Here is a 25,330-nt window from a genome sequence, read left to right as displayed (position 1 = left end):
CAACCGGCTGCGGGCCGGGGGATCGTCCACCGTACGATCCCCCGGCCCGCCGCACGGGGTCCCGCCCCGGCCCGGTCAGTCCTCCGGCGCCTCGTCCAGCCCCGCCAGGATCAGCGGGAGCCGGGAGACGCCCGTGTCCGCGATCGTCACCGGGACGCCCCAGTCCTGCTGGTGCACATGGCAGGCCGGGTACTCGTTGGCCGGGTCGTCGTCGCAGGACGCGGCCATCGCCGAGACGTGCAGGACGCCCTCCGGGAGTTCCGGGTTCAGATCCAGCTCGCGGAAGAGGTCCGTGCCCGTGCCCGCGCCGCCGAGCAGCAGTTCCGGCGGGGTCGAGGAGACCAGGAGCCGGGTCGAGGGACCGTACCGCTCGTCCAGCTTCTGCCCCGTCGGGGCCCGGAAGACGACATCGAGACGGAGCCGTCCCGGGGCGATCGCGGTGGCCTCGCGGCGGGTCCGGTGCGCGACCGCCTCCACCCGCACGGCCTCCTCGGGCAGCCGCAGCCGGGTGAGCCGGTGCCGGGCCGACTCCACGACCACGATGTCCCCGTCCACCAGGACCGCGTCGCTCGGCTCGCGCAGATCCGTGGCGAGCGTGGTGACCTCGCCGGTCGCCGGGTCGTAGCGGCGCAGGGCGTGGTTGTACGTGTCGCAGACCGCGACCGAGCCGTCCGGCAGCGCCGTCACGCCCAGCGGGTGCTGGAAGAGGGCCTGACCGGCGGCGCCGTCCCGGTGCCCGAAGTCGAAGAGACCGGTGCCGACGGCCGTCCGCACCGCGTATCCGTCGCCGTCCCGCTCGATCCAGCGCAGCGCGCTGGTCTCCGAGTCGGCCACCCAGAGGCGGTCCTCGGTGGCGGCGAGCCCGGACGGCTGCGCGAACCACGCCTCGCCCGCCGGACCGTCCACGAGACCCTCGTTGGTGGTGCCCGCCGCGACCCCGACGGTCCCGGTCTCCGGGTCGTACGTCCACAGCTGGTGGACGCCCGCCATGGCGATCCACACCTTCCCCTGCCACCAGGCCACGTCCCACGGCGACGACAGGTCGACCTCAAGGGCCGGGCCCGAGGTCGGCGAGCCCTGCCACCACTGCCTGCCCGTGCCCGCGACCCGCTCGATCCCGCCGGTCTCCGGGTCGAGCACGCGCAGCGCGTGGTGGACGGTGTCGGCGACCACGACCCGGCCGTCGGGCAGCGCGGCGAGCCCCTGCGGCTCGCGGAAGACGCCCTCGCCGATCCGGCGCACGACGCTCTCGCCGTCCGCCGCCAGCTCGACGAGCTGATGCCGGGTGGTGTCGGAGACCAGGAAGTTCCCCGAGGGCAGCAGCACCGCCTTGCCGGGGAAACGCAGATCGGTGGCGACCGGCTCCGGCGGCACGTACGGGCCGTCCCCGCGCCGCAGCGTCCCCTTGGCCTCGTGCTCGGTCTCCAGCTCCTCGACGAGCGTGCGGAGCGCGTTGGCGTGCCCCTCGCCCGCGTGCTGGGCGACGACGTACCCCTCAGGGTCGATGACGACCAGCGTCGGCCACGCCCGGACGGCGTACTGCTTCCAGGTCGTCAGCTCCGGGTCGTCCAGTACGGGATGGTGGACCTCGTACCGCTCGACCGCGTCCACGACCGCCTGGTGCTCGGCCTCGTGGACGAACTTCGGCGAGTGCACCCCGATGATCACCAGGGTGTCCCGGTGCTTCTCCTCCAGGTCGCGCAGCTCGTCGAGGACATGCAGGCAGTTGACGCAGCAGAAGGTCCAGAAGTCGAGCAGGACGATCTTTCCCCGCAGGTCGGCGAGGGTCAGCTGATCGCCTCCCGTGTTCAGCCAGCCGCCCTTGCCGATCAGCTCGGGGGCGCGGACACGGGCACGGCGGGACGGGTGCGCGGGCGTGGTCGCGGACGGTGCCGCGGAGGCGGAGTCGCTCATGGGACAAGGGTGCCGTACGGGTGGAATCCGGGGTCCGGGCGGGGCGGGGGCGCGTGTCCGGCGGCGGGGGCGCGCGGGAGTCTGGTCAGCATGGCGGGATGGCGGAGCATGTAATCGGATCATCGGACTACTCCCGCCGACGGGGGACCGCGCGGGCGGCCGAGCCGGGGCGGGTAGCCGAGCCTGGGCGGGTGGCCGAGCCTGGGCGGGTAGCCGAGCCTGTACGGGGGCCCGGTCCTGTGGGGGTCCTTCGCCTCGGGGGCGCGTCGGGTCCCTCGCGGACCCCTCTCCTCGGGGTCCTCTCCGGTACTTCCCGGATCCTGCGTCTCGGGGTCCTCTCCGGTACCTCCCGGATCCTGCGTCTCGGGGTCGCGTCCGGGCTCGTGCTGTTCTCCGCCCTCGCGCCGCCCGCCGGTTCCGCGCGGGCCGGGGGCGTGGGAGACACGGCCCTCCGGCTCGTCGTCACCGTCAACGCGCGGGACGAGACCGGAGCCCACCCGCCCGACGTACGGGCCGGTGGACCGGTCGTGAAGCGGTACCGGCTCCAGAACCGGGGCGAGGCGCATCTGTACGAGGTGCGCGTCGTCGACCCCGAGGTCCCCTCCGGGTCCGTCCACTGCCCCGGGGGCCCGCTCCCCGCGCTCGGGGAGCGCGAGTGCGTCGCCCGGTTCACCGCCGCCCCGGGGCGGCACCGGGGAACGGTACGGGCGGAGGGCTCCGTCCCCTCCCTCGGGATGCTGCTCAAGGCCACCGCCACGGCCGGGTACACCGGGATCGCCGCGTCCCTCGCCCTCACCGAGCAGGTCACCGTGGCGGGCACCGGGCGCGCCGCCTCGGCCGCCCTCGTCTACACCGTGACCAACCGGGGCGACCGGCCCCTGCACGCCGTCCAGGTGACCGATCCCGCGCTCGGGCTGCGCGCCGGGGACATCGACTGCGCCGGGCGGCCCGGCACCGTCCCGCTCCTCGCCCCGGGCGCCTCCGCCCGCTGCACCGGCACCGTACGGCGCCCCCCTGGCACCTACCGGAGCACCGGCACCGCCTCCGGGAGCGACCGGGTCGTCACCTACGGGCCCGACGGCGAACGCGTCCCCGCGCCGACCCTCGTGGCGCACGCCTCGGCGGACTTCACGGTGCCGGGAGAGCGGCCCCCTACGGGCCCGACCGGACCCGTAGGGGGCGCCCCGGGAGCCCCTGCCGGGCCGGGCGCCGCGTTGCCGGGGGGCGGCACCCCGGTGCCGGGGGCGGCCGGGCCGATCGCCGCGCCGGGCGTGGCGGCTGTGCCGGGCGTGGCCGGTGTGGCTGGTGTGGCTGGTGTGGCGGTCCCCGGGGTGCCCGTACCCGGGTTCGTGGTGCCGGGGCTCGTCCTGCCCAGGGCTGGCGTACCGCCGGGGGGCGGGACGGGGGGAGTCGGTGCCGGCGGGGTCGGGGGTGCGGCTGGAGGGGGTGCCGGGGTGGGTGGTGCGGGAGGTGGCGTGGGTGGTGCGGGAGGTGGCGTGGGTGGTGCGGGAGGTGGCGTGGGTGGTGCAGGAGCGGGAGGTGGAGGTGGAGGTGGAGCGGGTGGTGCTGGAAGTGGAGGTGGGGCGGGAGGAGCCAGTGGGGCTGGTGGGGCTGGAGGAACTGGTGGGGCCGGTGGAGCCGGTGGAGCCGGTGGCGGAGGCGTATCCGGTGGGGAAGGTGGTGCTTCCGGTGCCACCGGCACAGAAGGTGCCACCGGAAGCACCGGCACTGGCACAGGAGGCATCACCGGAAGCACCGGCACCACCAGCACCGCAAGCACCAACGCCGGCACCGGCACCGCAGGAGCCACCGGTACCACCGGCGCCACCACCCCCTCCGTCGCCGCCCGGCGGGCCGCCTCCGAGAACGAGGGGTTTCTCGCGCGGATCCGGCGGCGCGGGCGGCAGGCGAGTGAGGTCGGGGTCGTGTCGATCCTGCTGCTGCTCCTGATCCCGGCGGCCCTCGCCGCCGCCCTCATCGGCAAACGGAGGTTCTGACCGTGGACATGTTCGAAACGCTCTTCGTCGTCTTCGGCGTCGCCGCCGTCGCCGCCGCCGCCGTCTTCGCCAAGACCAGGCTGTTCCCGGTCGGCGAGGACGAGGAGCCCCGCGAGGACGTCGCCGAGTACATCGCCATGATGGTCTCGGTGCTCTACGCGCTCGTGCTCGGGCTCTGTCTGGTCTCCGTCTGGGACACCCGGTCCGCCGCGTCCGACGACGTCCAGGCCGAGGCCAGCGCCCTGCACCAGACGTATCTGCTCGCGGACGCCTTCCCCGCCGCCCAGCGCCAGCCGTTGCGCGACGCGGCCCGGACGTACGCCCGCCATGTCGTCACCGTCGAGTGGCCGGTGATGGAGGCGCGTGAACCCCTCGGGCCCGAGGGATGGCGGCTGCTGTCCCGGCTGCGGGCGGCGGGCCAGGTCACCGACTCGGCGAAGGTGCCCGAGCAGCTCGCGGGGCAGGAGGTGCTCGCCCAGATCAGCAACGTCGACGACGCCCGGCGCGGGCGGGAGGCCGCGGCGCAGGAAAGCCTCTCCTCGGTGCTGTGGGTGGGGCTGCTCCTCGGCGGTGTGCTCACCCTGGCGTTCATGTTCCTCTTCGGGATCAAACGGAGCACCACCCATGTGGTGATGGTGATGGGCCTGGCCGGGTTCATCACCTTCACCGTGGTGCTCATCAAGGAACTCGACTCGCCGTTCGGCGCGATGCTCGGCGCGAGCCCGACGCCCTTCGTCCGCTACTTCGGCCTGTGAGCCCGTCCGCTTGGGCCGAAGGACGTCCGCCGTCCCTCCTTCGGGAGACGGGCGGCGGGGGACGGTAGGAAACCGGCGCCCCGGGGCAGGCATAGCCGCCGTGAAATACCTCGTAAAGGACAAGATCTTCGCGATCGGTGACGACTACTGGATCGAGGACGAGCGGGGGCGCCACGCCTTCCTCGTCGACGGGAAGGCGCTGCGGCTGCGCGACACGCTGGAACTGAAGGACCCCGACGGGCACATCCTCGTCACCCTGCGGAAGAAGCTGTTCGCGCTCCGGGACACGATGACGATCGAACGGGACGAGCGTCCGCTGGCGACCGTGCGCCGCAAACGCCTCTCGCTGCTGCGCAACCACTTCCGGGTGACCCTCGCCGAAGGCACCGTCCTCGACGTCAGCGGGCGCGTCCTGGACCGGGAGTTCACCGTCGAGTACGAGGGCGAACTGCTGGCCCACATCTCCCGGCAGTGGTTCCACATCCGGGAGGCGTACGCGGTGAACGTGGTCCGCGAGGACGCCGACACCGCGCTGCTCCTCTCGATCGCGGTCTGCGTCATCCGGATGGCGGAGCGGGAGCGCGAGGACTGACCCGCCCCGCCGGTACGGCGAGGCCCGGAACCGGGGCTCGCCGTACGCGGTACTACGCGGTGCCGCTTGGTGCTACGCGGTGCTACTTGGTACCGCTTGGTGCTCGGTGCGTGCGGGGCTCGGGCGGGGCGATGCCCAGGACGCGGTCCTTGAGGGCGGGGAACTGCTCGCGGGTGGCCGTGACCTTCGCCGGGTCGAGGACGACCCGCAGCACCTCCTCGTCGGGTCCCGCCTCGGCGAGCGTCTCCCCCCAGGGGTCGACCACGATCGAGTGACCCGCCTGTTCGACGCCCGCGTGCGTGCCCGCCGTACCGCAGGCCAGCACGTACGCCTGGTTCTCCACCGCGCGGGCTCGCGCGAGCAGGCTCCAGTGGGCGCGGCGGCGGGCGGGCCAGCCCGCCGGGACGACGAACGCCTGCGCGCCGGCGTCGACGAGCCCCCGGAAAAGCTCGGGGAACCGCAGGTCGTAGCAGGTGCCGACGCCGATGGTCAGCTCCGGCAGATCGACGGTGACGAGCTTCTCGCCTCGGGCCATCAGGACCATCTCGCCCTTGTCGAAGCCGAAGCGGTGGATCTTCCGGTAGGAGGCGACGGGTTCGCCCTCGGGGGAGAGGATCAGCGAGGTGTTGTAGAGGGAGCCGCCCTCCGCCTCGACGAAGGAACCGGCGTGCAGCCACACCCCGGCGTCCCGGGCGGCTTCCGCCATCGCCCGGTGGGTGGGTCCGTGGAACGGCTCGGACTCGGCGGCGAACCGCTCGAAGTCGAAGGCTCCGACGGGCCACAGCTCGGGCAGGACCACGAGGTCCGCATGGCCGGATTCCGCCCTGACGAGGCTCGCCGCGCGGGCGCGACGGGCGTCGACCGGTTCGTCCGGGTCTACCGCGATCTGGATCAGCGAGGCGCGCACACTACCACCGTCCTGGCATTCGGGCCGTCAACACCGGCCTACGATCGTCACACGAAAGCACTGCCCGGGTGCCTCCGGGCAGCGTAACTTAGCGTTCAAGCCTCCCACCCAGTCGTGTTTTCAGCCCGCGCACCGAAGAACCGCCGAGGGGTCCCGTGACCGTCCATCCCAGCCTCCAGAATTACGCCGACGCCTGGACCCACTCCATCGAGGCGATAGCCGAGCTGGTGCAGCCGCTCGTGGAGAGGGAGTGGAATCGGCCGACCCCGTGCGCGGGCTGGTCCGTCCGGGACATCGTTTCCCATGTCATCGGTATGGAAACCGAGATGCTCGGCGATCCCCGGCCGATTCACTCGCTCCCCCGCGATCTCTACCACGTACGCAGTGACTTCTCGCGCTATATGGAGGTGCAGGTCGATGTGCGGCGGCACCACACCGCGCCGGAGATGACCTCGGAGCTGGAGTACGTCCTGATCCGCCGGGCACGCAAGCTCCGCAACGAGAACCGTTCCCCCGAGCAGCTGATCCGCGCTCCCCTCGGCGCCGAGCAGTCGCTGGAACTGGCCTACCGGATGCGCGCCTTCGACGTGTGGGTGCACGAGCAGGACCTGCGGGCGGCCCTCGGCGTGCCGGGCAATCTGGACTCGGCGGGCGCGCACGTCACACGGGACGTGCTGCTCGAAGCGCTGCCGAAGGTGGTCGCGAAGGACGCGGGGGCGCCCGCGTCCTCGGCGGTGGTCGTCGACGTGACCGGTCCGGTGGAGTTCCTGCGGACGGTACGGGTCGACGCGCAGGGCCGGGGGACGATCGACGGCACGCCCTCGCTGGGCCCGGCGGTGACCCTGGCGACGGACTGGGAGACGTTCGTACGTCTGGCCTGCGGGCGGGTCCGGCCGGCCGAGGTGGCCGACCGGGTCAAGGCGGAGGGCGACGAGGACCTGGCGCGGGCGATCCTCGACCACTTCGCGGTGACGCCCCGCTGAACCCCTCCCGGCGTTCCCGTACGGGCACGGGCGGGCGCACGGATGCGGCCGGTCCGCTCAGACCGGTACGTGGACGGCTTCCACGCGGCTGGCGACGAGCCGCTCGCGTTCCCTGCGGTGGGTGCGGGACTTGAGCCGCAGGATCTGGACGACGCCGAGGGCTTCGAGGACGAAGACCGACGAGAACGCGATCCGGTAGTCGTCCCCGGTCGCGTCGAGCAGCACGCCCACGGCGAGCAGCGTCGTCATCGAGGCGATGAAACCCCCCATGTTGACGATTCCCGACGCGGTGCCCTGACGTTCCGGCGGATTCGCCGGACGGGCGAAGTCGAAGCCGATCATCGAGGCGGGGCCGCAGGCGCCGAGCACCACGCAGAGGGTGACGAGCAGCCACATCGGCGCGTGGTCGCCGGGGTAGAGCAGGGTCGACGCCCAGAGCAGGGCGGTGGCGGCGACGGTCCCGAGGGCGAGCGGGGCGCGGGCCGCGTGATGGCGGGCGATGATCTGACCGTACGCCAGGCCGATGACCATGTTCGACAGGACGACCAGGGTGAGCAGGCTTCCGGCGCCCGAGCGGGAGAGTCCCTGCGCCTCGACGAGATACGGAAGCCCCCACAGGAGCAGGAAGACCATCGCGGGGAACTGGGTGGTGAAGTGCACCCACATGCCGAGCCGGGTGCCGGGCTCCCGCCAGGACTCGGCGATCTGACGCCGTACGAAGGCGGCGCCCGCGTGCGGCATGGGCTGGGGCTCGAACCCCTCGGGGTGGTCCTTCAGGAAGACGAGCATCAGGACGAGGACGAGGACACCGGCGAGCGAGCTGCCGACGAAGGTGGTCGTCCAGCCGAGACCGTGCAGGGCGCGGGCGATGAAGACGGTGGAGACCAGATTGCCCGCCATCCCGAAGAGGGCGGCGACCTGTCCGACGAGCGGGCCCCTGCGGGCGGGGAACCAGCGGGTGCCGAGCCGCAGGACGCTGATGAAGGTCATGGCGTCGCCGCAGCCGAGGAGGGCGCGGGAGGCGAGCGCGGTGCCGTACGAGGGGGAGAGCGCGAAGCCCAGTTGGCCGAGGGTGAAGAGGACGACGCCGAGGGCGAGGACCTTCTTGGTGCCGAGCCGGTCGACCATGAGGCCGACGGGTATCTGCATGCCCGCGTAGACGAGCAGCTGGAGTATGGAGAAGGTGGAGAGCGCGGAGGCGTTGACGTCGAAGCGGTCGGCGGCGTCGAGTCCGGCGACGCCCAGGGACGTGCGGAAGATGACGGCGACGAAGTAGACGGCGACGCCGACGCCCCAGACGAGGGCGGCCCGGCGGCCGCCGGGCGGGTCGCCGGGGAGGGTGACGGCCGAGCCGTAGCCGTTGCGGCTGCCCCGGCTCACCGGTCCTCGCCCCTGACCAGGGCCTTGACCGAGCCGAGGTGGCCTCGGACGTGGAGCGCGGCGCCCTCGGCGTCGCCCGCCTTGATGCGGTCGAGGATCCCGGCGTGTTCGGCGATGTTCTTGGCGATGCGGTCGGGGTGGGACTGCATCACGGCGACTCCCATGCGCAGTTGACGGTCGCGCAGTTGGTCGTAGAGGCGGGAGAGGATCTGGTTGCCCGCGTGGCGCACGATCTCGGCGTGGAAGCAGCGGTCGATGACGGCGACTTCGGCGAGGTCGCCGACGGCGGCGCGGCGCTCCTGCTCCGCCAGCAGCTCTTCGAGCCGGGTGATGAGCGGCGCGGGCGCGGGGACGGCCCGGCGGACGGCGAACTCCTCGACGAGCAGCCGGGTCTCGACGACGTCGGCGATCTCCTGGACGGAGACGGCGAGGACCAGGGCGCCCTTCTTCGGGTAGAGCTTGAGCAGCCCTTCCATCTCCAGCTTGAGCAGCGCCTCGCGGACGGGCGTCCTGGACACCCCGACGGCCGTGGCGAGTTCCCCCTCCGTGAGCAGGGTGCCTCCCTCGTAGCGCCGGTCGAGTACGGCCTGCTTCACATGGGTGTAGACGCGGTCGGCCGCAGGAGGTTGCTTGACAGGAGCTGATGGCATGCGCACAGCTTAGATACAACAGGGGTGCAACAGAGGACCCCGTCCACCATGTGGACGGGGTCTCGGTGCCCCAAGACGCTCCCCACCTGGGGATTCGCCATCCGGGGGCCACCTGGGGGCCGTCTCGGGACTGCTTCCCGGGGGCCTGTGTTTCACGTGAAACACAGGCCCCCGGGAAGCGCGGGGCCGTTTCACGTGAAACGGCCCCCTCCGGGACGGGGTGTCAGGCCCAGGTGATGAGCTTCTTCGGCTGCTCCAGGATCGCGGCGATGTCGGCCAGGAACTTGGAGCCGAGTTCGCCGTCGACCAGACGGTGGTCGAAGGAGAGCGCGAGCGTGGTGACCTGGCGCGGCTTCACCTTGCCCTTGTGGACCCACGGCTGGAGCTTGATCGCGCCGACCGCGAGGATCGCGGACTCGCCGGGGTTCAGGATGGGCGTACCGGTGTCGACGCCGAAGACGCCCACGTTGGTGATGGTGAAGGTGCCGCCCTGCATCGCCGCCGGGGTCGTCTTCCCCTCGCGGGCGGTGGAGACCAGCTCGCTCAGGGAGGCCGAAAGCTCGGGCAGGGTCTGGGCGTGCGCGTCCTTGATGTTCGGGACGAGCAGTCCGCGCGGGGTGGCCGCGGCGATGCCCAGGTTCACATAGTGCTTGAGCACGATCTCCTGGGCGGCCTCGTCCCAGGACGCGTTGATCTCCGGGTTGCGCTTGACCGCGACGAGGACGGCCTTGGCGATGAGGAGCAGCGGGTTGACCCGAAGGCCCGCCATGTCCTTGTCGGACTTCAGCTCCTCGACCAGCTTCATCGTGCGCGTGATGTCGAAGGTCACGAACTCGGTGACATGCGGCGCGGTGAAGGCCGAGCCGACCATCGCCGCCGCCGTGGCCTTCCGTACGCCCTTGACGGGGATACGGGTCTCCCGGACGCCGACCGCCGGAGCGAGGGCCGGAGCGGCGTCCGGCGTCGCGACCGGGGTCTCGACGGGCGCGGCCACGGGCTCCGCGACCGGGGCCGGTGCCGGGACGGCGGCGGGAGCGGGCGCCGGGGCGGCGGCCGCGTGCACGTCGTCACGGGTGATGACGCCGTCGGGACCGGTCGGGGTGACCGTCGTCAGATCGACCCCGAGATCCTTGGCGAGCTTCCGGACCGGCGGCTTGGCGAGCGGCCGTGCGGCACCGGACGCGTGCCCGTTGAGCTGCTCCGGTACGGAGACGGCGACGGGCGTGGCGGGCGCGGGCGTGGCGGCGGGACGCTCGGGGGCGGGCGGGGTGGCGGCCGTGCCCGGTGCGGCCTTGCGGGGCCGGCGCTTGGTGGAGCTGGCGGCCACGCCGTAGCCGACGAGGACCGGCTGACGGCCCTGCGGCTCCTCCTCCTCGGCGTCCGGGGCAGCCGGGGCGGGCTCGGCCGGGGCGGAGGTCGCCGCCGGGGCGGAGGTCGCCGCCGGGGTCGCGGGAGCCTCGGGGGCCGCCTCGCCGCCGACGTTCACCGAGATGATGACCTGGCCGACGTCGACCGTGGTGCCTTCGGGGAAGAGCAGTTCGTGGACGGTGCCGTCGAAGGGGCTCGGCAGCTCGACGGCCGCCTTCGCCGTCTCGACCTCGCAGACGACCTGCCCGTCGGCGACGGTGTCACCGGGCTGGACGTACCACTTGAGGATCTCGGCCTCGGTCAGGCCCTCGCCCACGTCGGGCATCTTGAATTCGCGGATGGTCACGGTGCGGCTCTCCTCAGTACGCCAGCGAGCGGTCGACGGCGTCGAGCACGCGGTCGAGACCGGGCAGGTACTCCTCCTCCAGGCGCGCCGGCGGGTACGGCGCGTGGTAGCCGCCGACCCGCAGGACGGGGGCCTCCAGGTGGTAGAAGCAGCGCTCCGTGATCCGGGCGGCGATCTCCGCGCCGGAGCCGAAGAAGACCGGGGCCTCGTGGACGACGACCAGTCGGCCGGTCTTCTCGACCGAGCGCTGGATGGCGTCGAAGTCGATGGGGGAGACCGAGCGCAGGTCCAGGACCTCGATCGACTTGCCCTCTTCCTCGGCCGCGGCGGCGGCCTCCAGACAGACCTTCACCATCGGGCCGTACGCGGCGAGCGTGAGGTCGCCGCCCTCGCGCGCCACCCGGGCCTTGTGCAGCTCGCCGGGGATGGCCTCGGTGTCGACCTCGCCCTTGTCCCAGTAACGGCGCTTCGGCTCGAAGAAGATGACCGGGTCGTCGCTCCGGATCGCCTGCTGGAGCATCCAGTAGGCGTCCGAGGCGTTGGACGGGGAGACGATCTTGAGGCCCGCGACATGCGCGAAGAGCGCCTCGGGGGACTCGGAGTGGTGCTCGACCGCACCGATGCCGCCGCCGTACGGGATACGGACGACGACCGGCATCTTGACCTTGCCGAGCGCACGGGCGTGCATCTTGGCGAGCTGGGTGACGATCTGGTCGTACGCGGGGAAGACGAAGCCGTCGAACTGGATCTCCACCACCGGCCGGTAGCCGCGCAGCGCGAGGCCGATCGCGGTGCCGACGATGCCGGACTCGGCGAGCGGGGTGTCGATGACCCGGTCCTCGCCGAAGTCCTTCTGCAACCCGTCGGTGACCCGGAAGACACCGCCGAGCTTGCCGACGTCCTCGCCCATGATGAGGACCTTGGAGTCGTCCTCCAGCGCCTTGCGGAGCGACTCGTTGAGCGCCTTGGCGAGCGGAAGCTTCTGTACGGGCATGGTTACTTGACCTCGTCATCCGCGAAGGACGCCTGGTAGGCGGTGAACTGCGCGCGCTCCTCGTCGACGAGCGTGTGCCCGTCCGCGTAGACGTGCTCGAACATCGCGGTGTGGTCCGGGTCGGGCATGGACCGCACGGCCTCGCGGACCCGCTTGCCGAGGGTCTCGCTCTCCGCTTCCAGCTCCTCGAAGAAGGCCTCGTCGGCGTGGCCCTCGCGCTCCAGGTACGCCTTGAGGCGCAGGATCGGGTCCTTGGCCTCCCAGGCCTCCCGCTCCTCGTCCCTGCGGTACTTCGTCGGGTCGTCGGAGGTGGTGTGGGCGCCCATCCGGTAGGTGAAGGCCTCGACGAGGGTCGGGCCCTCGCCGCGGCGGGCCCGCTCCAGGGCGGACTTCGTCACCGCGAGGCAGGCCAGGACGTCGTTGCCGTCGACCCGGACGCCGGGGAAGCCGAAGCCGCGGGCGCGCTGGTAGAGCGGGACGCGGGTCTGCTTCTCGGTGGGCTCGGAGATCGCCCACTGGTTGTTCTGGCAGAAGAACACGACGGGCGCGTTGTAGACGGCGGAGAAGGTGAACGCCTCGTTCACATCGCCCTGGCTGGAAGCGCCGTCGCCGAAGTACGCGATGACGGCGGAATCCGCGCCGTCCTTGGCGATACCCATCGCATATCCGGTGGCGTGCAGCGTCTGCGAACCGATGACGATCGTGTACAGGTGGAAATTATTGCTGTTGGGGTCCCAGCCGCCGTGGTTCACCCCCCGGAACATTCCCAGGAGATTCGTCGGGTCGACGCCCCGGACCCAGGCCACACCGTGCTCGCGGTAGGTCGGGAAAACGTAGTCGTCGTCCCGCAGGGCACGGCCGGAACCGATCTGGGCCGCCTCCTGGCCGAGCAGCGAGGCCCACAGACCCAGCTCGCCCTGCCGCTGGAGGGAGGTCGCCTCGGCGTCGAACCGGCGGGTGAGGACCATGTCGCGGTAGAGACCGCGCAGCTCCTCGGCGCTCAGGTCGATGTCGTAGTCGGGGTGCTGGACGCGCTCTCCCTCGGGCGTCAGCAGCTGGACGAGCTCAGGCTCCGCCGCGCCGCGCGCGCTCGTCTTCTTGGTGGTGCTGGTGCTCGCGCTAGCGGTGCGCTTGGTGCCGCTGCTGCGTCGCGTCGTCTTGCGCGCGGCAGTGCTCTCCACGGTCACGTGCGTGCTCCTCCGTCGGTCCGGCCCCCCGGGTTCGCCGGTAAGGCCTGGGTCCCCCCTGCCGCTGGGCAAGGGGAGGCTCTCCGCCTTATCCGTGCCCTTCGCACGGGGTGGGTGCGACGCGGCCGGGGTCGGGCGTGACAGGTGCCCCGGCGAGCGCCCTGTCATACGCACGTTACCCATCGCGCGACATTCCCGCGAAACCCCACTTGACCTGCGATTTTGCTTGGATTTCCAAGTAAATCCAGAAAACGGGGAACAACGGCTGGTCAACGCGTCGGCAACGGCTGCGGAGAGCCGCCGGAACATCCGAGACGTTATCCCGCGCACCCCGGGCGCGGGAAGAGCCAATATGTGAGACTGGCAGCGTGCGCGAAGAAGGAAAAATCCGGGTATTTCTGCTGGACGACCATGAAGTCGTCCGGCGCGGCGTCCACGAGCTGCTCTCCGTGGAAGACGACATCGAGGTGGTCGGCGAGGCGGGAACGGCGGCGGACGCGCTGGTCAGGATCCCCGCGACCCGCCCCGACGTCGCGGTCCTCGACGTACGGCTGCCGGACGGCAGCGGCGTCGAGGTGTGCCGCGAGGTCCGCTCGCAGGACGAGGACGTCAAGTGCCTGATGCTGACCTCGTACGCGGACGACGAGGCGCTCTTCGACGCGATCATGGCCGGGGCCTCGGGCTACGTCCTCAAGGCCATCCGGGGCAACGAGCTGCTCAACGCGGTGCGTGACGTGGCGGCCGGCAAGTCGCTGCTCGACCCGGTGGCGACCGCCCGGGTCCTGGAGCGGCTGCGCGACGGCAACAACCCGAAGGGCGACGACAAGCTCGCCAACCTGACCGAGCAGGAGCGCAAGATCCTGGACCTGATCGGCGAGGGCCTGACCAACCGGGTCATCGGCGAGCGGCTCCACCTCGCGGAGAAGACCATCAAGAACTACGTCTCCAGCCTGCTGTCCAAGCTGGGCATGGAGCGGCGCTCGCAGGCCGCCGCGTACGTGGCACGACTCCAGGCGGAGCGCCACTGACGGAGCCGTCCCCCGAGACCCCGCTCTCCCCGTACGGCACCCGCCGAGGTCCGTACGGAGGCCGAGAGCGGGGTCGGACGCACGTTTCGGGACCTACGTCCCCGTGAAAGCGGGGCTGGGGCCCCTTTTCGGGCAGGGTGGCGATGGCGGAGAGTGGAAACATGTCCTCCGACGAGATCCGCGCCATTGAGCTGCTCAGCCGCGTGTCCTACGGCCGGGTGGCGACCAGCATGCGGGCGATGCCGTTCGTCGCCCCCGCTCGGCACATCGTGTCCGAGGGACAGGTCCTGATCCGGCTCCACGAAGGGCTCGGCTACCACCGTGCCTGCAACGGCAGCGTCGTCGCCTACGGCGCGGACAACTTCAACTCCGGATCCGAGCACCTGTGGTCCGTGCAGTTCGCCGGCACCGCCGAGATCGTCCGGCCCACCGAGGCGCAACTCAGGGCCTTCGGCTCCCAACCTGACACTGTCGACGGCGAGCCCTTCGTCCCCGTCTTCATGCGCGTCGACCCGCGGTTCGTGACCGTCCACTCCCTCGACTACCCCGGTGAGACGCCCGTCTGCCACCCTCCGGCCGCCCCCGTGGGCCGTCAGGGCGGGCCCCCCTCGGCCCGGCAGAACGCCGAGCGTTCCGTACGGCGACACCTCCACCACGTAGCGTGATCTAACATCTGGCGGGTGCCGCGCTCATCTGAAACGCTCACCCCGCCGACCACCCACCGGCCGCCGACCGCCCGGCCCGTGGGCACCCCGCCCCTCGGCGCCCTGCTGCGCCACCACCGGCACGCCGGAGAACCCCTCTCCTGCGTGCCTGTCACCGAGGGACTGCTCAACCGGGGCTTCCGTCTCTCCACCACGCGCGGCACCTACTTCCTCAAGCAGCACCTCGACGCGCCCACCGCCGACCGCGCCACCATCGCCCGCCAGCACCGGGCCACCCAGCGCCTCGGCGCCCTCGGACTGCCCGTCGCCCCGCCCCTCGCCGACTCCTCGGGCCGTACGGTCACCGTCGTCGACGGCCACTGCTACGCCCTGCACCCCTGGGTGGACGGACGGCACCGGAACGGCGCCCAGCTCTCCCCCTGCGGCTCCCGGCGCCTCGGCACCCTCCTCGGGCAGGTCCACACCGCCCTGGCCCTCGTGATGTCCGCCCCGGGGCAGGAGGACGAGGAGCCCGGCGCGGTCGCCGACGAGGACGCCCGCGCGAGCGCCGACCTCCCGGACACCTTCCGGGCCATCGGGGAACTGCTCCGGCTCGCCCGCGCCCACCACCCCCGCGACAGCTTCGACGCCCTCGCCGAGCACCGCCTCAGGGAGCGGCGCAGACTCCTCGCCCAGCACGCGCACCGGCGCCCGCCGCCCGCCACCGCCGCGGGCTGGGTGCACGGCGACTTCCACCCGCTGAACCTGCTCTACCGGGGCGCCGAGCCCGCCGCGATCATCGACTGGGACCGGCTCGGGTTACACCCCCGGGCCGAGGAAGCGGTCAGGGCGGCGGCCATCTTCTTCGTACGCCCGGAAGGCGAGCTGGCCTTGGACAAGGTGCGGGAGTACGCGCGCGCGTACCGGGAGGCGGCGGGCGCGGGACGCGCGGAACTGGCGGCGGCCGTCCACCGGGTGTGGTGGGAGCGCCTCAACGACTTCTGGACCCTGCGCTGGCGCTACCAGCTGCTCGACCGGCGGGCCGACCCGCAGTTCCCCGCCGTGTCGGCCCTGGCGGTGTGGTGGACCCGCGAGTACGAGGCGGTGCGGGACGCGTTCACGGGGTGACGGGCGCGGTGCCGGGCGCGGTGCCGGGCTCGGTGCCGGGCGCGGTGACGGGCTCGGTGCCGGGCGCGGTGACGGGCTCGGTGCCGGGCGCGGTGACGGGCTCGGTGCCGGGCGCGGTGACGGGCTCGGTGCCGGGTGTGCTCGCGCGAAGGCACCTCCACACGAAGGCGTCTCCACGCGACGGTGCCAGGGTGCGGTTCCACGTGAAACAGGCCGCCCGGCACGCTTCGTGCGTGCCGGGCGGTCCTTCCGTGCGGAGAGCGGCCGGTCAGCCGGTCGGGGCGCCGCCGCCCGTCGGAGGCGTCTCCGGGTTGACGGTCGAGGTCGGCGGCGCCTCGGTCGTCGGCTCGCCGGTCGGCTCCGTCGGCGGTGCCGTCGTCTTCGTCGGCTCCTCGGTCGGCTCCTCCGACGGGGTCGGCTCGGTCACCGGCTCGCCCGTGGTCTCCTCCGTGGGAGCGGGCTGGGTGGTCGGCCGGTGGGTGCGCGGCGGCGTCCACGGCTGCTGGGTGGCGCCGCCGTCGGAGTTGCCCTGGTCGCGCGTCGGCTCCTGGGACGGCTCCTCCGAGGGCGTGGGCTCCTCCGAGGCGGTCGTCGGCGCGTCGGTGACCGTCGGGGTGTTGCCGGGCGAGTCGTCCGTACGGCCCGGCGGGTCCAGCGCGAAGACGATGCCGACGACGACCGCGATCAGCGCGAGCGCGGCGAACAGCCACACCTTGCCGCGCCCGGCACGGCCCCGGCCCTGCTGGTAGCCGACGTCCTGGCCGTAGCCGCCGGCGGCGACCGGACCGCCGTCGTAGCCGCCGTAGCCGCCGTCGTCCGGGTTCATCGGCGGGAGGATCGGGCCCTGCGCGGTCTCGCCGTGCATCGGGTGGCCCATGGCGGTGGTCGCCGCCATCCCGTTGACCTGGGTGTGCACCCCGTCGTGCAGACCGACGGGGCCGGTGTTCCACGTGCCGGTGTGGCCGCCCTGCTGCTGGAGCATCTGGAGGCCGTACTGGATGAGCCCGCGCATCTCCTCGGCGCTCTGGAACCGGTCGTCCGGGTCCTTCGCGAGCGAGCGCATCACCAGACCGTCGAGCTCCGGCGGCACGGCGTGCGTCACCTCGGAGGGCGGCACCGGGGTGTCCTGGACGTGCTGGTACACGACGGAGAGCGGCGTCTCGCCGGTGAAAGGCGGACGCAGCGCGAGGAGTTCGTAGAGGAGACAGCCCGTCGCGTACAGGTCGGAGCGGTGGTCGACGGCCTTGCCGAGGGCCTGCTCCGGGGAGAGGTACTGCGGGGTGCCCATGACCATGCCGGTCTGCGTCATCGTGGACTGCGCGCCGTGCAGGGCACGGGCGATGCCGAAGTCCATGACCTTCACCGCGCCGCTGTGGGTGATGATCACGTTGGCGGGCTTGATGTCCCGGTGCACGATGCCGTGCTGATGCGAATATGCCAACGCCTCAAGCACCCCGGAGACGATGATGAGGGCCTGCTCGGGGCCCGGCGCCTCGGCGCTGAGCAGCAGGTCGCGGATGGTGCGGCCCTCGACCAGCTCCATCACGATGTACGGCACGGGCCGCCCGCCCACGAGGTCCTCGCCGGAGTCGTACACGGCGACGATCGCATGGTGGTTGAGGCCCGCGACGGACTGCGCCTCGCGGGTGAACCGGGCCTTGGAGACCGGGTCCTCGGCCAGGTCGGCGCGGAGGAGCTTGACGGCGACGGTGCGGCCGAGCCGTACGTCCTCCGCCGCGAACACCTCGGCCATGCCGCCGCGGCCCAGACGGTGCGTCAGCCGGTAGCGTCCGTCACCGACGACGCCACCGACGCCCCAGGACTCCGCTGCCGCGTCCGGCACACCGCCACCTGCTCCGGATTCGGGTGCCATCAGTCCTCGCCGTCGTCTGTCGTGCCGTGTCCAGTCGTCACGCTACAGGCTTCGTACGACATCACGGTCCGAGATGGACCGGCCATCCAACCCCGTTCACGTACACCTGTGCAAATTCGATGGGATTCCTCCGCCCGCCCGCGAACCCTTCGGATATCCGCCCTGTGCGGAGGGTCACGGAACGGGCACCCGGCTTGACGTGTCGGTGCCCTGGGGCAGACTTGGCCAGGAAATTCGGATCGACGCCGCCACGCGCGCGTAGGGGGAAGCACGGATGAGCCAGGACGGCGCACAGGGCCGCTACGCGGGCGGTTCGGTCGCGGGCGGCCGGTACCAGCTGCGTGACCTTCTCGGCGAGGGCGGCATGGCCTCCGTCTACCTGGCCTACGACAGCGCCCTCGACCGGCAGGTCGCGATCAAGACCCTCCACACGGAGCTGGGCCGGGAGCAGTCCTTCCGCGAGCGGTTCCGGCGCGAGGCGCAGGCGGTCGCGAAGCTGTCGCACACCAACATCGTCTCCGTCTTCGACACCGGCGAGGACACCCTCGACGGCGCCGTCATGCCGTACATCGTCATGGAGTACGTGGAGGGGCAGCCGCTCGGCTCGGTCCTCGCCTCCGACATCCGGCAGTACGGGGCGATGCCCGCCGACAAGGCGCTGCGGGTGACCGCCGACGTCCTCGCCGCCCTCGACGTCAGCCACGAGATGGGCCTGGTCCACCGGGACATCAAGCCGGGCAACGTGATGACGACCAAGCGCGGCGTGGTCAAGGTCATGGACTTCGGCATCGCGCGGGCCATGCAGTCCGGCGTCACCTCGATGACGCAGACCGGCATGGTCGTCGGCACCCCGCAGTACCTCTCCCCCGAGCAGGCCCTGGGCCGCCCCGTGGACGCCCGCTCCGACCTCTACTCGGTCGGCATCATGCTCTTCCAGCTGCTGACCGGCCGGCTGCCCTTCGACGCCGACTCCCCGCTGGCCATCGCCTACGCGCATGTACAGGAGGAGCCGGTCGCCCCGTCCTCCGTCAACCGCGCGGTGACCCCGGCGATGGACGCGCTCGTCGCCCGCGCCCTGCGAAAGAACCCGAACGAGCGGTTCCCGAGCGCCTCCGCGATGCGCGACGAGTGCCTGCGGGTGCTCTCGGCGGGCCAGAGCGGCGCCCCGGTGATCGTCCAGGGCGGTCCCGTCAGCAGCGGCGCGGGCGTCGGCTCCGCCGTCTTCCCGCCGATCGGCGCCCCGCAGCCCGGCCCGCACCCCGCGCCCCAGGGCGTCCAGCAGCCGTATCTGCCGCCGACGCCGCAGCCCGGCCCGTACGGCCCCGCGACCCCCGCGCCCGCCCCCACCTACGGCTACCCGCCGCAGGCTCCGACGCCCGCGCCGATGTACCAGGCTCCCGCGCCCGCGCCCTACGCGCCGGTGCACACCCCCGCGCCCGCCCCGTCCGCCGGGCGCCCCCGGCGGAACACCCCGGTCGTCGTGGGCGCGATCGTCGTCGTCCTCCTCGCGGTCGGCGGGGTGTTCCTCGCCCGCGACCTCATGAAGAAGGACGAGGGCCAGCAGGCGGGCGGGACCGGGCGGCAGGAGCAGACGGCGGCGCCCGGCCACAAGGGTCCCGACCTGAGCAAGACCATCGACGCGAAGAAGTGCACCCAGCCGACCGAGTCGAGCGACGACCCGGAGAAGTTCGAGGTCCCCAGCCTCACCTACAAGAACATCCAGTCGGTGAAGGACTGCGTCCAGGCGGCGGGCTGGAAGATCATGGTCCAGACCCCGGTGGACGAGTCGACCTACGGCGAGGGCACGGTCCTTGAGCAGTACCCGCCGGCCGGGGCGGACATCACCGACAAGGACGCCGAGTTCACCCTCAAGGTCTCCACGGGCAACCCTCCGCAGTAACCCCCGGCCCCTCCGCGCGCCGCCCGGCCCCTCGGCCCGGCGGCGCCGTGACTCCCGGGGCTCCTCCCGTACGTACTCCGCCGTACTCCGCCGTACTCCGCCACGAGAGCGCCCCGGACTCTTCCCTTACCCCCGCCGCCCCGTCCCGGATGCCGGGAGCGGTCCGGCGTGTGACGCTGGGCGCACCACCTCGGCGGCTCGGTACGGGAGGGGTTCACCCGGTGATTCCAGCACTCCGCAGGGCCCGGTCACGCAGGGTCGGCCCCACGCTCGCCTGCGCGTTCACCTGCGCCGCGGCGCTGTACGGGGCTCCTCACGGGTACGGCGCGGCGCCCCGGGGAGCCGGGGCGGACAGCGCCTCCTCCGCCCACACCCTGCCCCGCGCGCTCGGGGAGGGTGACTCGCCCTTCCCCGCACCCACCCTGCCCCGCGCACTCGGCGAGGACACGGCCGCGCGCCCCGCGCACGCCCCCGTCCCCGCTCCCGATCCCACGCCCGGACCCGCCCTCTCCTCGCCTCCGGCCCCCGCCCCGCCCCCGGCCGGTGCCGCCGCGGCCCCCTCCGGGACCGGATCCGCGTCGCCGGGCCGTCCCCCCGGCGCGTCCGGAGCGCCCGCGCACGCCGGGAGCGCTTCCCCCGGGCACCTCGCGCCCCCCGTGTCGAGCGCCGAGCCCACCGACGCCCCCGCGCCCAGCGACCCCGCCTCCCTGGCCGGGCTCCCCGCCGGGGAGGGGCGCGTGCGGCCCGGACGCCCACCGGGTCCGACCGCCTCCGCGAGCGCCGGGACCACACCGGGCGGGGCCACCCGTACCGAAACCGCTACAGAACCGGGGGCCCGCGACGGCGCCGGGGAGGAGGAGGGGACGGTACGTGAGGAGGAGGCGCCCCTTCCGGCGACCCCGTCCGCCAGTCGGCCCGCCGCCGCACCGCAACTGGCGGCGAAAAACTCGTCTCCCCTCGCCGACCAGCGCATTCCTGTGTTCACCCTGGGGGTGGGGCTCTCCCTGATGGGGCTCGGCATCGGGTTCCTCGGGCTGCGGATGCGACGCCGCTGAGCCCTCCGGAGCCGTCCGGGTCCCCCTTGAGACGGACCCGCCGCTTCCCTCTCAGGACGGTTGCCGGGCTCGGCATACCCGGTATACATACTGAGTATGTCGATTCGCCATGGGCTCCTCGCCCTCCTCGAACGCGGTCCTCGGTACGGCTCCCAGCTCCGCACGGAGTTCGAGTCGCGCACCGGCTCCACCTGGCCGCTCAACGTCGGTCAGGTCTACACGACCCTCAGCCGTCTCGAACGCGACGGCATGGTGACCCAGAGCGGCGAGGACACGGCCGGGCACACGCTCTACGCGATCACCGACGCCGGTCGCGCCGAGCTGAGAACCTGGTTCGGGAAGCCGGTGGACCGCAGCAGCCCCGCCCGCGACGAGCTGGCCATCAAGCTCGCCATGGCCGTGGGCGCCCCCGGTGTCGACATCCGCGACGTCATCCAGTCCCAGCGCCGCCACACCGTGAAGGCGATGCAGGACTACACCCGGCTCAAGGCCCAGGCGCTGGCCGCCGTCGAGACCGGCGGCGCCCGCGAACGGGACGACGTGGCCTGGCTGCTCGTCCTGGAGCAGCTGATCTTCCAGACCGAGGCCGAGGCCCGCTGGCTCGACCACTGCGAGTCCCGCCTCATCCGCCTCTCGACGACCGGCCCGAACCCGGGCCCGACCACCCCACCGCACACCACCGACCCGGCGACGGACACGGCACCCGGCCCCCCGGCGGCCCGGGACACCGCCCCGCCACTGGGCCGGACCCGCTGACCGCCCCACCACCGGGCAGCAGCCACCTACCGCCCCACCGCAAGTCCGGACCCGCCGGCCGCACCGGCCGCACCGGCACCGGGCGAAGCACGCGGACCGCACGGTCGCGCCCGCCCGTATCTCCTTCGCACCACCTTCCACCGCTCGCTCACGTGCCCGGACGACCATCGGGCACGTCCAAGGGGGGACCCTTCATGTCCGCACCGCAGCCCGTGCTGCAACTCAAGAACCTGACCCGAGTCCACGGCTCGGGCGCCACCGAGGTGCACGCCCTGCGCGGGATCGACCTCGACGTCTACCCCGGCGAACTCGTCGCCGTCATGGGCCCGTCGGGCTCCGGCAAGTCCACGCTGCTCACCATCGCGGGCGGCCTCGACGCCCCCTCCTCGGGCCAGGTCGTCGTCGAGGGCACCGACATCACCACCCTCGGGACCAAGCAGCTCGCCGCCCTGCGCCGCCGCAGCATCGGCTACGTCTTCCAGGACTACAACCTCATCCCGGCGCTCACCGCCGCCGAGAACGTGGCCCTCCCCCTCGAACTGGACGGCACCTCCGCCCGCAAGGCGCGCGCCGAAGCCGTCAAGGCCCTGGAGGAGATGGGGCTCGGGCACCTCGCCGACCGCTTCCCCGACGAGATGTCCGGCGGTCAGCAGCAGCGCGTGGCCGTCGCCCGCGCCCTGGTGGGCGACCGCCGCCTGGTCCTCGCCGACGAGCCGACCGGCGCCCTCGACTCCGAGACCGGCGAGTCCGTGCTCGCCCTGCTCCGCAGCCGCTGCGACGCCGGTGCCGCCGGGGTCCTCGTCACCCACGAGCCCCGGTTCGCCGCATGGGCCGACCGGGTCGTGTTCCTGCGGGACGGCGCCATCGTCGACCAGACGGTGCGCAGCGACGCCGACTCCCTGCTTTCGGGCCAGGTGGCCGAGGCGTGAAGACCTGGTTCCACTCCTGGCGGGCCGCGATCCGCATCGCCCGTCGCGACGCCTGGCGTTCCAAGGGCCGCAGCGCCCTCGTGCTCGCGATGATCGCCCTGCCGATCCTGGGCGTCAGCGCCTTCGATCTGACCTACCGCAGTTCCCAGCTCTCCCCCGTCGAGCAGGCCGACCGCCAACTCGGCGCGGCGGACGCCCGGTTCAAGGACCCGAATTACGGCGGTGCCCCGGTCCTCCAGGACCCGACCGGCGACATGAACACTCCGGTCGGGGACTACGAGGACAAGCCCTGGCCGAGCGGTCCCACCGACGTGCCCAAGGCCATCCCGGCGGGCTCCACCGTCCTCACGGACACCGTCGGCTCGGCCAAACTGACGACGGCCCACGGTTTGCTCGCCACCGAGGTACGCGAGCTGAAGGCGTCCGACCCGATGGCCCGGGGCATCCTGCCGCTTCTGGAAGGGCGTTACCCGGAGAAGAACGACGAGGTCATGGCGACCTCCCACTTCCTCGAAGTCAGTGGCCTGTCGATCGGTTCCCCCCTTTCCGCCCGCAACTTCGATCGCCCGTACCTGATCGTCGGCGCCTACGAGATTCCCGACTCGCTGAAGACCGACCAGATCAACGCGCTGCCGGGGGCCTTCCTCGCCCCGTACGGGAAGGCCGTCGAGAAGGCCGGTCTGCCCGCGCCCGACCTCTCCACCACGTATCTGGTCCGCAAGGCCGGTGGTTTCACGTGGAACGCGGTCCAGGAGATCAACACCAAGGGCGTGACCGTCGCTTCGCGCGCCGTGCTCCTCGACCCGCCCGCCAAGTCGGAGGTCCCGCTCTTCCAGAAGGGCGGCTGGGGCGACTACGGCTCCGGTCCGGAGTCGAACACCGCCGCCGTCGCCTCCCTCGTCACCGTCGTGGGCCTGGCCATGCTGGAGATCTGTCTGCTGGCCGGTCCCGCCTTCGCGGTCGGCGCCCGGCGTTCGCGCCGTCAGCTGGGTCTGGTCGGGGCCAACGGCGGTGCCCGCAGCCACATCCGGGCCATCGTCCTGAGCGGCGGTCTGGTGATCGGCGTCGCCGCGGCGGTCATCGGCACGGTCCTCGCCGTGATCCTCACCCTGCTGCTCCAGCCGCTCCTCGAAGACGCCATGGGCCAGCGGTTCGGCGCCTTCGACGTCCGGCCGCTGGAAATCCTCGGCATCGCGCTGCTCGCCGTCCTGACCGGTCTGCTCGCCGCGGTCGTCCCCGCCTTCACCGCCTCCCGGCAGACCGTCCTCGCCTCGCTCACCGGCCGGCGCGGGGTCCGCCGCAGCAGCAGGGTGCTGCCCCTGATCGGTCTCGGCGCCCTCCTCCTGGGCGGCGCGGCAGCCCTCTTCGGCTCGATGGTCTCGGAGGAAGCCTTCCTCGTCGCGGCGGGCTCCGCCCTCGCCGAGCTGGGCTTCGTCGCCATGACCCCGGCCCTGGTGGGCCTGTTCGGGCGGGTCGGACGCTGGCTGCCGCTGTCGCCCCGGCTCGCCCTACGCGACGCCGTCCGCAACCGGGGCCGTACGGCACCCGCCGTCGCCGCCGTCCTCGCCGCCGTCGCGGGCACGGTCGCCGTCTCCACCTACATGGCGAGCACCGAGGCGGACAGCAGGTCCCAGTACCAGGCCGAACTGCCCTACGGAGCGGTCTCCGCCCTCGTCATGGAGGAAGGCGGCCGGGACGTCCCCGCCGTCCGCGAGGCCGTCTCGCGCTACTTCCCGGTCGACGTACGCGCCGACGTCGAGCGCGTCTCTGTCGGCAAGCCGGGCTGCTCCCTGTGGGGCGGCGGGGCGGGCTGCGGCAGCTACGAGGTCGTCGTCCCCCCGGCCAACGAGTGCCCCCTGTTCGCCCCGGTAGCCGACGGCAGCGACCCCTCGGCCCGGTTCACCCCCGAGCAGCGGAAGAAGCTCCTCTCCGAGGACTGGCGCTGCACGGATTCGTCCGGCAGGGGCACCATCTACACCGACGGCGGACTTCTCGTCGGCGATGCCAAGCTCCTCCAGGTCCTCGGCATCGAGGACGCGGGCGCGGTGAAGGCCCTCGCCGAGGGGAAGATCGTCAGCTTCTCCCGTGCCCAGGTCGACAAGAACGGCGGCATCGGCATCAAGCAGATCACCGACAACGCCGCCGCCGAGAAGGCCGCCCAGGAGGGCCGCCCCGCCCCGGGGAAGATCACCTCCATCCCCGCCTACCGGGTCCCCGGGCAGCCGAAGACCTACGGCCTCCGGGCCCTGATGACCCCGGCCACGGCCAAGGCCGCCGGTCTGGCCACGGTCCCGATGGGCACCTTCGCCAGCACCGAGCGGATGCCGGACGGCGAGGCCCGTCAGAAGCTCGACGCCGAGTTCTCCAAGCTCGGCAGCAACGTCGAGATGCATCTGGAGGAGGGCTTCGTCGCCCGGTACACCCTCGTCCTGCTCGCGCTCTCCGTCTTCGCGGGCCTCGTCACCATCGGCGCCGCCGGAATCGCCACCGGTCTCGCCCAGGCCGACGCGGAGGCCGATCTGAAGACGCTCGCCGCCGTGGGCGCCCCGCCCCGGGTCCGCCGTACCCTCAGCGGTTTCCAGTGCGGAGTCGTCGCCGCGATGGGCGTGGTCCTGGGCTCGGCGGCCGGCATCCTGCCCGCCGTGGGGCTCCGGCTCACCCAGGAACGCGACCAGATCCGCTACTACGAGATGAACCTCGCCGAGGGCTGGGCGAGCGACATGACCCGGCCGGACCTCGCGATCGTCATCCCCTGGGAGACCCTCGTGGGCCTGCTCGTGGTCGTCCCGCTCGGCGCCGCGCTGCTCGCGGCTCTGGTCACCCGTTCGCGCGGGGCGGTGGCCCGGCGCGCGGCGACCTGACGCTCTTCGTTGCCGTCCTGTGCCCCTGGACAAGGGTGGATCACCCTTGTCCAGGGGCACACCCTGTGATGACGCACCTGTAC

Annotated in this window: 21 protein-coding genes; 12 read left to right on the top strand and 9 right to left on the bottom strand. The window is 72.6% G+C overall.

The window, feature by feature from the left end; translation table 11 throughout:
- Positions 1-75: 75 nt before the first annotated feature.
- Positions 76-1,914 (bottom strand): NHL domain-containing thioredoxin family protein, encoded by a 1,839-nt coding sequence (locus BU197_RS11190; RefSeq protein WP_188268084.1) that lies wholly within the window; start codon positions 1,912-1,914, stop codon positions 76-78.
- 383 nt (positions 1,915-2,297) lie between these two features.
- On the opposite strand from BU197_RS11190, the gene BU197_RS11185 reads away from it, so the two are divergent.
- The 3 genes from BU197_RS11185 (at position 2,298) to BU197_RS11175 (ending at position 5,258) form a co-directional block, all read left to right on the top strand.
- Positions 2,298-3,911 carry a hypothetical protein gene (locus tag BU197_RS11185; protein ID WP_188268083.1) on the top strand — a complete coding sequence of 538 codons (1,614 nt, stop codon included), beginning with the start codon at positions 2,298-2,300 and terminating at the stop codon, positions 3,909-3,911.
- Between the two features lie 8 nt (positions 3,912-3,919).
- On the top strand, positions 3,920-4,666 hold the full coding sequence (locus BU197_RS11180) for a DUF4239 domain-containing protein (protein ID WP_188268130.1): 747 nt from the start codon (positions 3,920-3,922) through the stop codon (positions 4,664-4,666).
- A 100-nt stretch (positions 4,667-4,766) separates the two neighbouring features.
- Positions 4,767-5,258, top strand: coding sequence for an LURP-one-related/scramblase family protein (locus BU197_RS11175; RefSeq protein ID WP_188268082.1), 492 nt, complete (start codon positions 4,767-4,769; stop codon positions 5,256-5,258).
- An 82-nt stretch (positions 5,259-5,340) separates the two neighbouring features.
- Here BU197_RS11175 and BU197_RS11170 read toward each other — a convergent pair whose 3' ends face one another.
- Positions 5,341-6,165 (bottom strand): carbon-nitrogen family hydrolase, encoded by an 825-nt coding sequence (locus BU197_RS11170; protein ID WP_188268081.1) that lies wholly within the window; start codon positions 6,163-6,165, stop codon positions 5,341-5,343.
- 155 nt (positions 6,166-6,320) lie between these two features.
- On the opposite strand from BU197_RS11170, the gene BU197_RS11165 reads away from it, so the two are divergent.
- A complete protein-coding gene (locus BU197_RS11165; RefSeq protein ID WP_188268080.1) occupies positions 6,321-7,148 on the top strand; it encodes a maleylpyruvate isomerase family mycothiol-dependent enzyme in 828 nt (275 codons plus the stop codon).
- 57 nt (positions 7,149-7,205) lie between these two features.
- Here the strand turns inward: BU197_RS11165 and BU197_RS11160 are convergent, their stop codons facing one another.
- From BU197_RS11160 to pdhA, 5 genes are all read right to left on the bottom strand, one after another.
- Positions 7,206-8,528 (bottom strand): MFS transporter, encoded by a 1,323-nt coding sequence (locus BU197_RS11160; protein WP_188268079.1) that lies wholly within the window; start codon positions 8,526-8,528, stop codon positions 7,206-7,208.
- Positions 8,525-9,178 carry a GntR family transcriptional regulator gene (locus tag BU197_RS11155; protein WP_188268078.1) on the bottom strand — a complete coding sequence of 218 codons (654 nt, stop codon included), beginning with the start codon at positions 9,176-9,178 and terminating at the stop codon, positions 8,525-8,527. The genes BU197_RS11160 and BU197_RS11155 overlap by 4 nt, the downstream gene beginning before the upstream one ends.
- Positions 9,179-9,401: 223 nt before the next feature.
- Positions 9,402-10,871: a dihydrolipoamide acetyltransferase family protein gene (locus tag BU197_RS11150; RefSeq protein ID WP_188268129.1), complete on the bottom strand. Its 1,470-nt coding sequence runs from the start codon at positions 10,869-10,871 to the stop codon at positions 9,402-9,404.
- A gap of 34 nt (positions 10,872-10,905) precedes the next feature.
- Positions 10,906-11,886 carry an alpha-ketoacid dehydrogenase subunit beta gene (locus BU197_RS11145; protein WP_188267540.1) on the bottom strand — a complete coding sequence of 327 codons (981 nt, stop codon included), beginning with the start codon at positions 11,884-11,886 and terminating at the stop codon, positions 10,906-10,908.
- Positions 11,887-11,888: 2 nt separating this feature from the next.
- Positions 11,889-13,073 carry a pyruvate dehydrogenase (acetyl-transferring) E1 component subunit alpha gene (gene pdhA / locus BU197_RS11140; protein ID WP_188267539.1) on the bottom strand — a complete coding sequence of 395 codons (1,185 nt, stop codon included), beginning with the start codon at positions 13,071-13,073 and terminating at the stop codon, positions 11,889-11,891.
- 368 nt (positions 13,074-13,441) lie between these two features.
- Between pdhA and BU197_RS11135 the strand changes: the two genes are divergently transcribed.
- The 3 genes from BU197_RS11135 (at position 13,442) to BU197_RS11125 (ending at position 15,873) form a co-directional block, all read left to right on the top strand.
- The gene (locus BU197_RS11135; protein ID WP_188267538.1) at positions 13,442-14,101 is read left to right on the top strand and encodes a response regulator; all 660 of its coding nucleotides are present in this window, start codon (positions 13,442-13,444) and stop codon (positions 14,099-14,101) included.
- A gap of 161 nt (positions 14,102-14,262) precedes the next feature.
- On the top strand, positions 14,263-14,766 hold the full coding sequence (locus tag BU197_RS11130) for a pyridoxamine 5'-phosphate oxidase family protein (RefSeq protein WP_188267537.1): 504 nt from the start codon (positions 14,263-14,265) through the stop codon (positions 14,764-14,766).
- Positions 14,767-14,781: 15 nt separating this feature from the next.
- Complete coding sequence (locus tag BU197_RS11125; protein WP_411158460.1) at positions 14,782-15,873, top strand: phosphotransferase; 1,092 nt, start codon at positions 14,782-14,784, stop codon at positions 15,871-15,873.
- On the opposite strand, the gene BU197_RS11120 is transcribed toward BU197_RS11125, so the two are convergent.
- Positions 15,863-16,036, bottom strand: coding sequence for a hypothetical protein (locus BU197_RS11120; protein ID WP_188267536.1), 174 nt, complete (start codon positions 16,034-16,036; stop codon positions 15,863-15,865). The genes BU197_RS11125 and BU197_RS11120 overlap by 11 nt on opposite strands.
- 105 nt (positions 16,037-16,141) lie before the next feature.
- Complete coding sequence (locus tag BU197_RS11115) at positions 16,142-17,746, bottom strand: protein kinase domain-containing protein (RefSeq protein ID WP_188267535.1); 1,605 nt, start codon at positions 17,744-17,746, stop codon at positions 16,142-16,144.
- Positions 17,747-18,020: 274 nt separating this feature from the next.
- Here BU197_RS11115 and BU197_RS11110 point away from each other — a divergent pair, with 274 nt between their 5' ends.
- The 5 genes from BU197_RS11110 to BU197_RS11090 all read left to right on the top strand — a co-directional run bounded on the left by BU197_RS11110 (position 18,021) and on the right by BU197_RS11090 (position 25,247).
- On the top strand, positions 18,021-19,646 hold the full coding sequence (locus BU197_RS11110) for a protein kinase domain-containing protein (protein ID WP_188267534.1): 1,626 nt from the start codon (positions 18,021-18,023) through the stop codon (positions 19,644-19,646).
- A 221-nt stretch (positions 19,647-19,867) separates the two neighbouring features.
- Positions 19,868-20,701 carry a hypothetical protein gene (locus BU197_RS11105; RefSeq protein WP_188267550.1) on the top strand — a complete coding sequence of 278 codons (834 nt, stop codon included), beginning with the start codon at positions 19,868-19,870 and terminating at the stop codon, positions 20,699-20,701.
- Between the two features lie 96 nt (positions 20,702-20,797).
- Positions 20,798-21,457 carry a PadR family transcriptional regulator gene (locus BU197_RS11100; protein ID WP_188267533.1) on the top strand — a complete coding sequence of 220 codons (660 nt, stop codon included), beginning with the start codon at positions 20,798-20,800 and terminating at the stop codon, positions 21,455-21,457.
- A 194-nt stretch (positions 21,458-21,651) separates the two neighbouring features.
- Positions 21,652-22,386 (top strand): ABC transporter ATP-binding protein, encoded by a 735-nt coding sequence (locus BU197_RS11095; RefSeq protein WP_188267532.1) that lies wholly within the window; start codon positions 21,652-21,654, stop codon positions 22,384-22,386.
- Complete coding sequence (locus BU197_RS11090; protein ID WP_188267531.1) at positions 22,383-25,247, top strand: FtsX-like permease family protein; 2,865 nt, start codon at positions 22,383-22,385, stop codon at positions 25,245-25,247. The genes BU197_RS11095 and BU197_RS11090 overlap by 4 nt, the downstream gene beginning before the upstream one ends.
- The last annotated feature ends 83 nt before the right edge of the window (positions 25,248-25,330 follow it).

The sequence above is a fragment of the Streptomyces sp. CBMA291 genome (assembly GCF_014596525.1).
Taxonomy (GTDB): Bacteria; Actinomycetota; Actinomycetes; order Streptomycetales; family Streptomycetaceae; genus Streptomyces.
The sequence above is the reverse complement of the archived record's forward strand: the minus strand, read 5'-3'. Positions and strand labels throughout refer to the sequence as shown.

Bases quoted from the DNA above. Each gene is read 5' to 3' on its own strand.
- BU197_RS11190 (WP_188268084.1), bottom strand. From the start codon at position 1,914: ATGAGCGACTCCGCCTCCGCGGCACCGTCCGCGACCACGCCCGCGCAC.
- BU197_RS11180 (WP_188268130.1), top strand. From the start codon at position 3,920: ATGTTCGAAACGCTCTTCGTCGTCTTCGGCGTCGCCGCCGTCGCCGCC.
- BU197_RS11155 (WP_188268078.1), bottom strand. From the start codon at position 9,178: ATGCCATCAGCTCCTGTCAAGCAACCTCCTGCGGCCGACCGCGTCTAC.
- BU197_RS11150 (WP_188268129.1), bottom strand. From the start codon at position 10,871: ATGCCCGACGTGGGCGAGGGCCTGACCGAGGCCGAGATCCTCAAGTGG.
- BU197_RS11145 (WP_188267540.1), bottom strand. From the start codon at position 11,886: ATGCCCGTACAGAAGCTTCCGCTCGCCAAGGCGCTCAACGAGTCGCTC.
- BU197_RS11130 (WP_188267537.1), top strand. From the start codon at position 14,263: ATGTCCTCCGACGAGATCCGCGCCATTGAGCTGCTCAGCCGCGTGTCC.
- BU197_RS11115 (WP_188267535.1), bottom strand. From the start codon at position 17,746: ATGGCACCCGAATCCGGAGCAGGTGGCGGTGTGCCGGACGCGGCAGCG.
- BU197_RS11110 (WP_188267534.1), top strand. From the start codon at position 18,021: ATGAGCCAGGACGGCGCACAGGGCCGCTACGCGGGCGGTTCGGTCGCG.
- BU197_RS11100 (WP_188267533.1), top strand. From the start codon at position 20,798: ATGTCGATTCGCCATGGGCTCCTCGCCCTCCTCGAACGCGGTCCTCGG.
- BU197_RS11095 (WP_188267532.1), top strand. From the start codon at position 21,652: ATGTCCGCACCGCAGCCCGTGCTGCAACTCAAGAACCTGACCCGAGTC.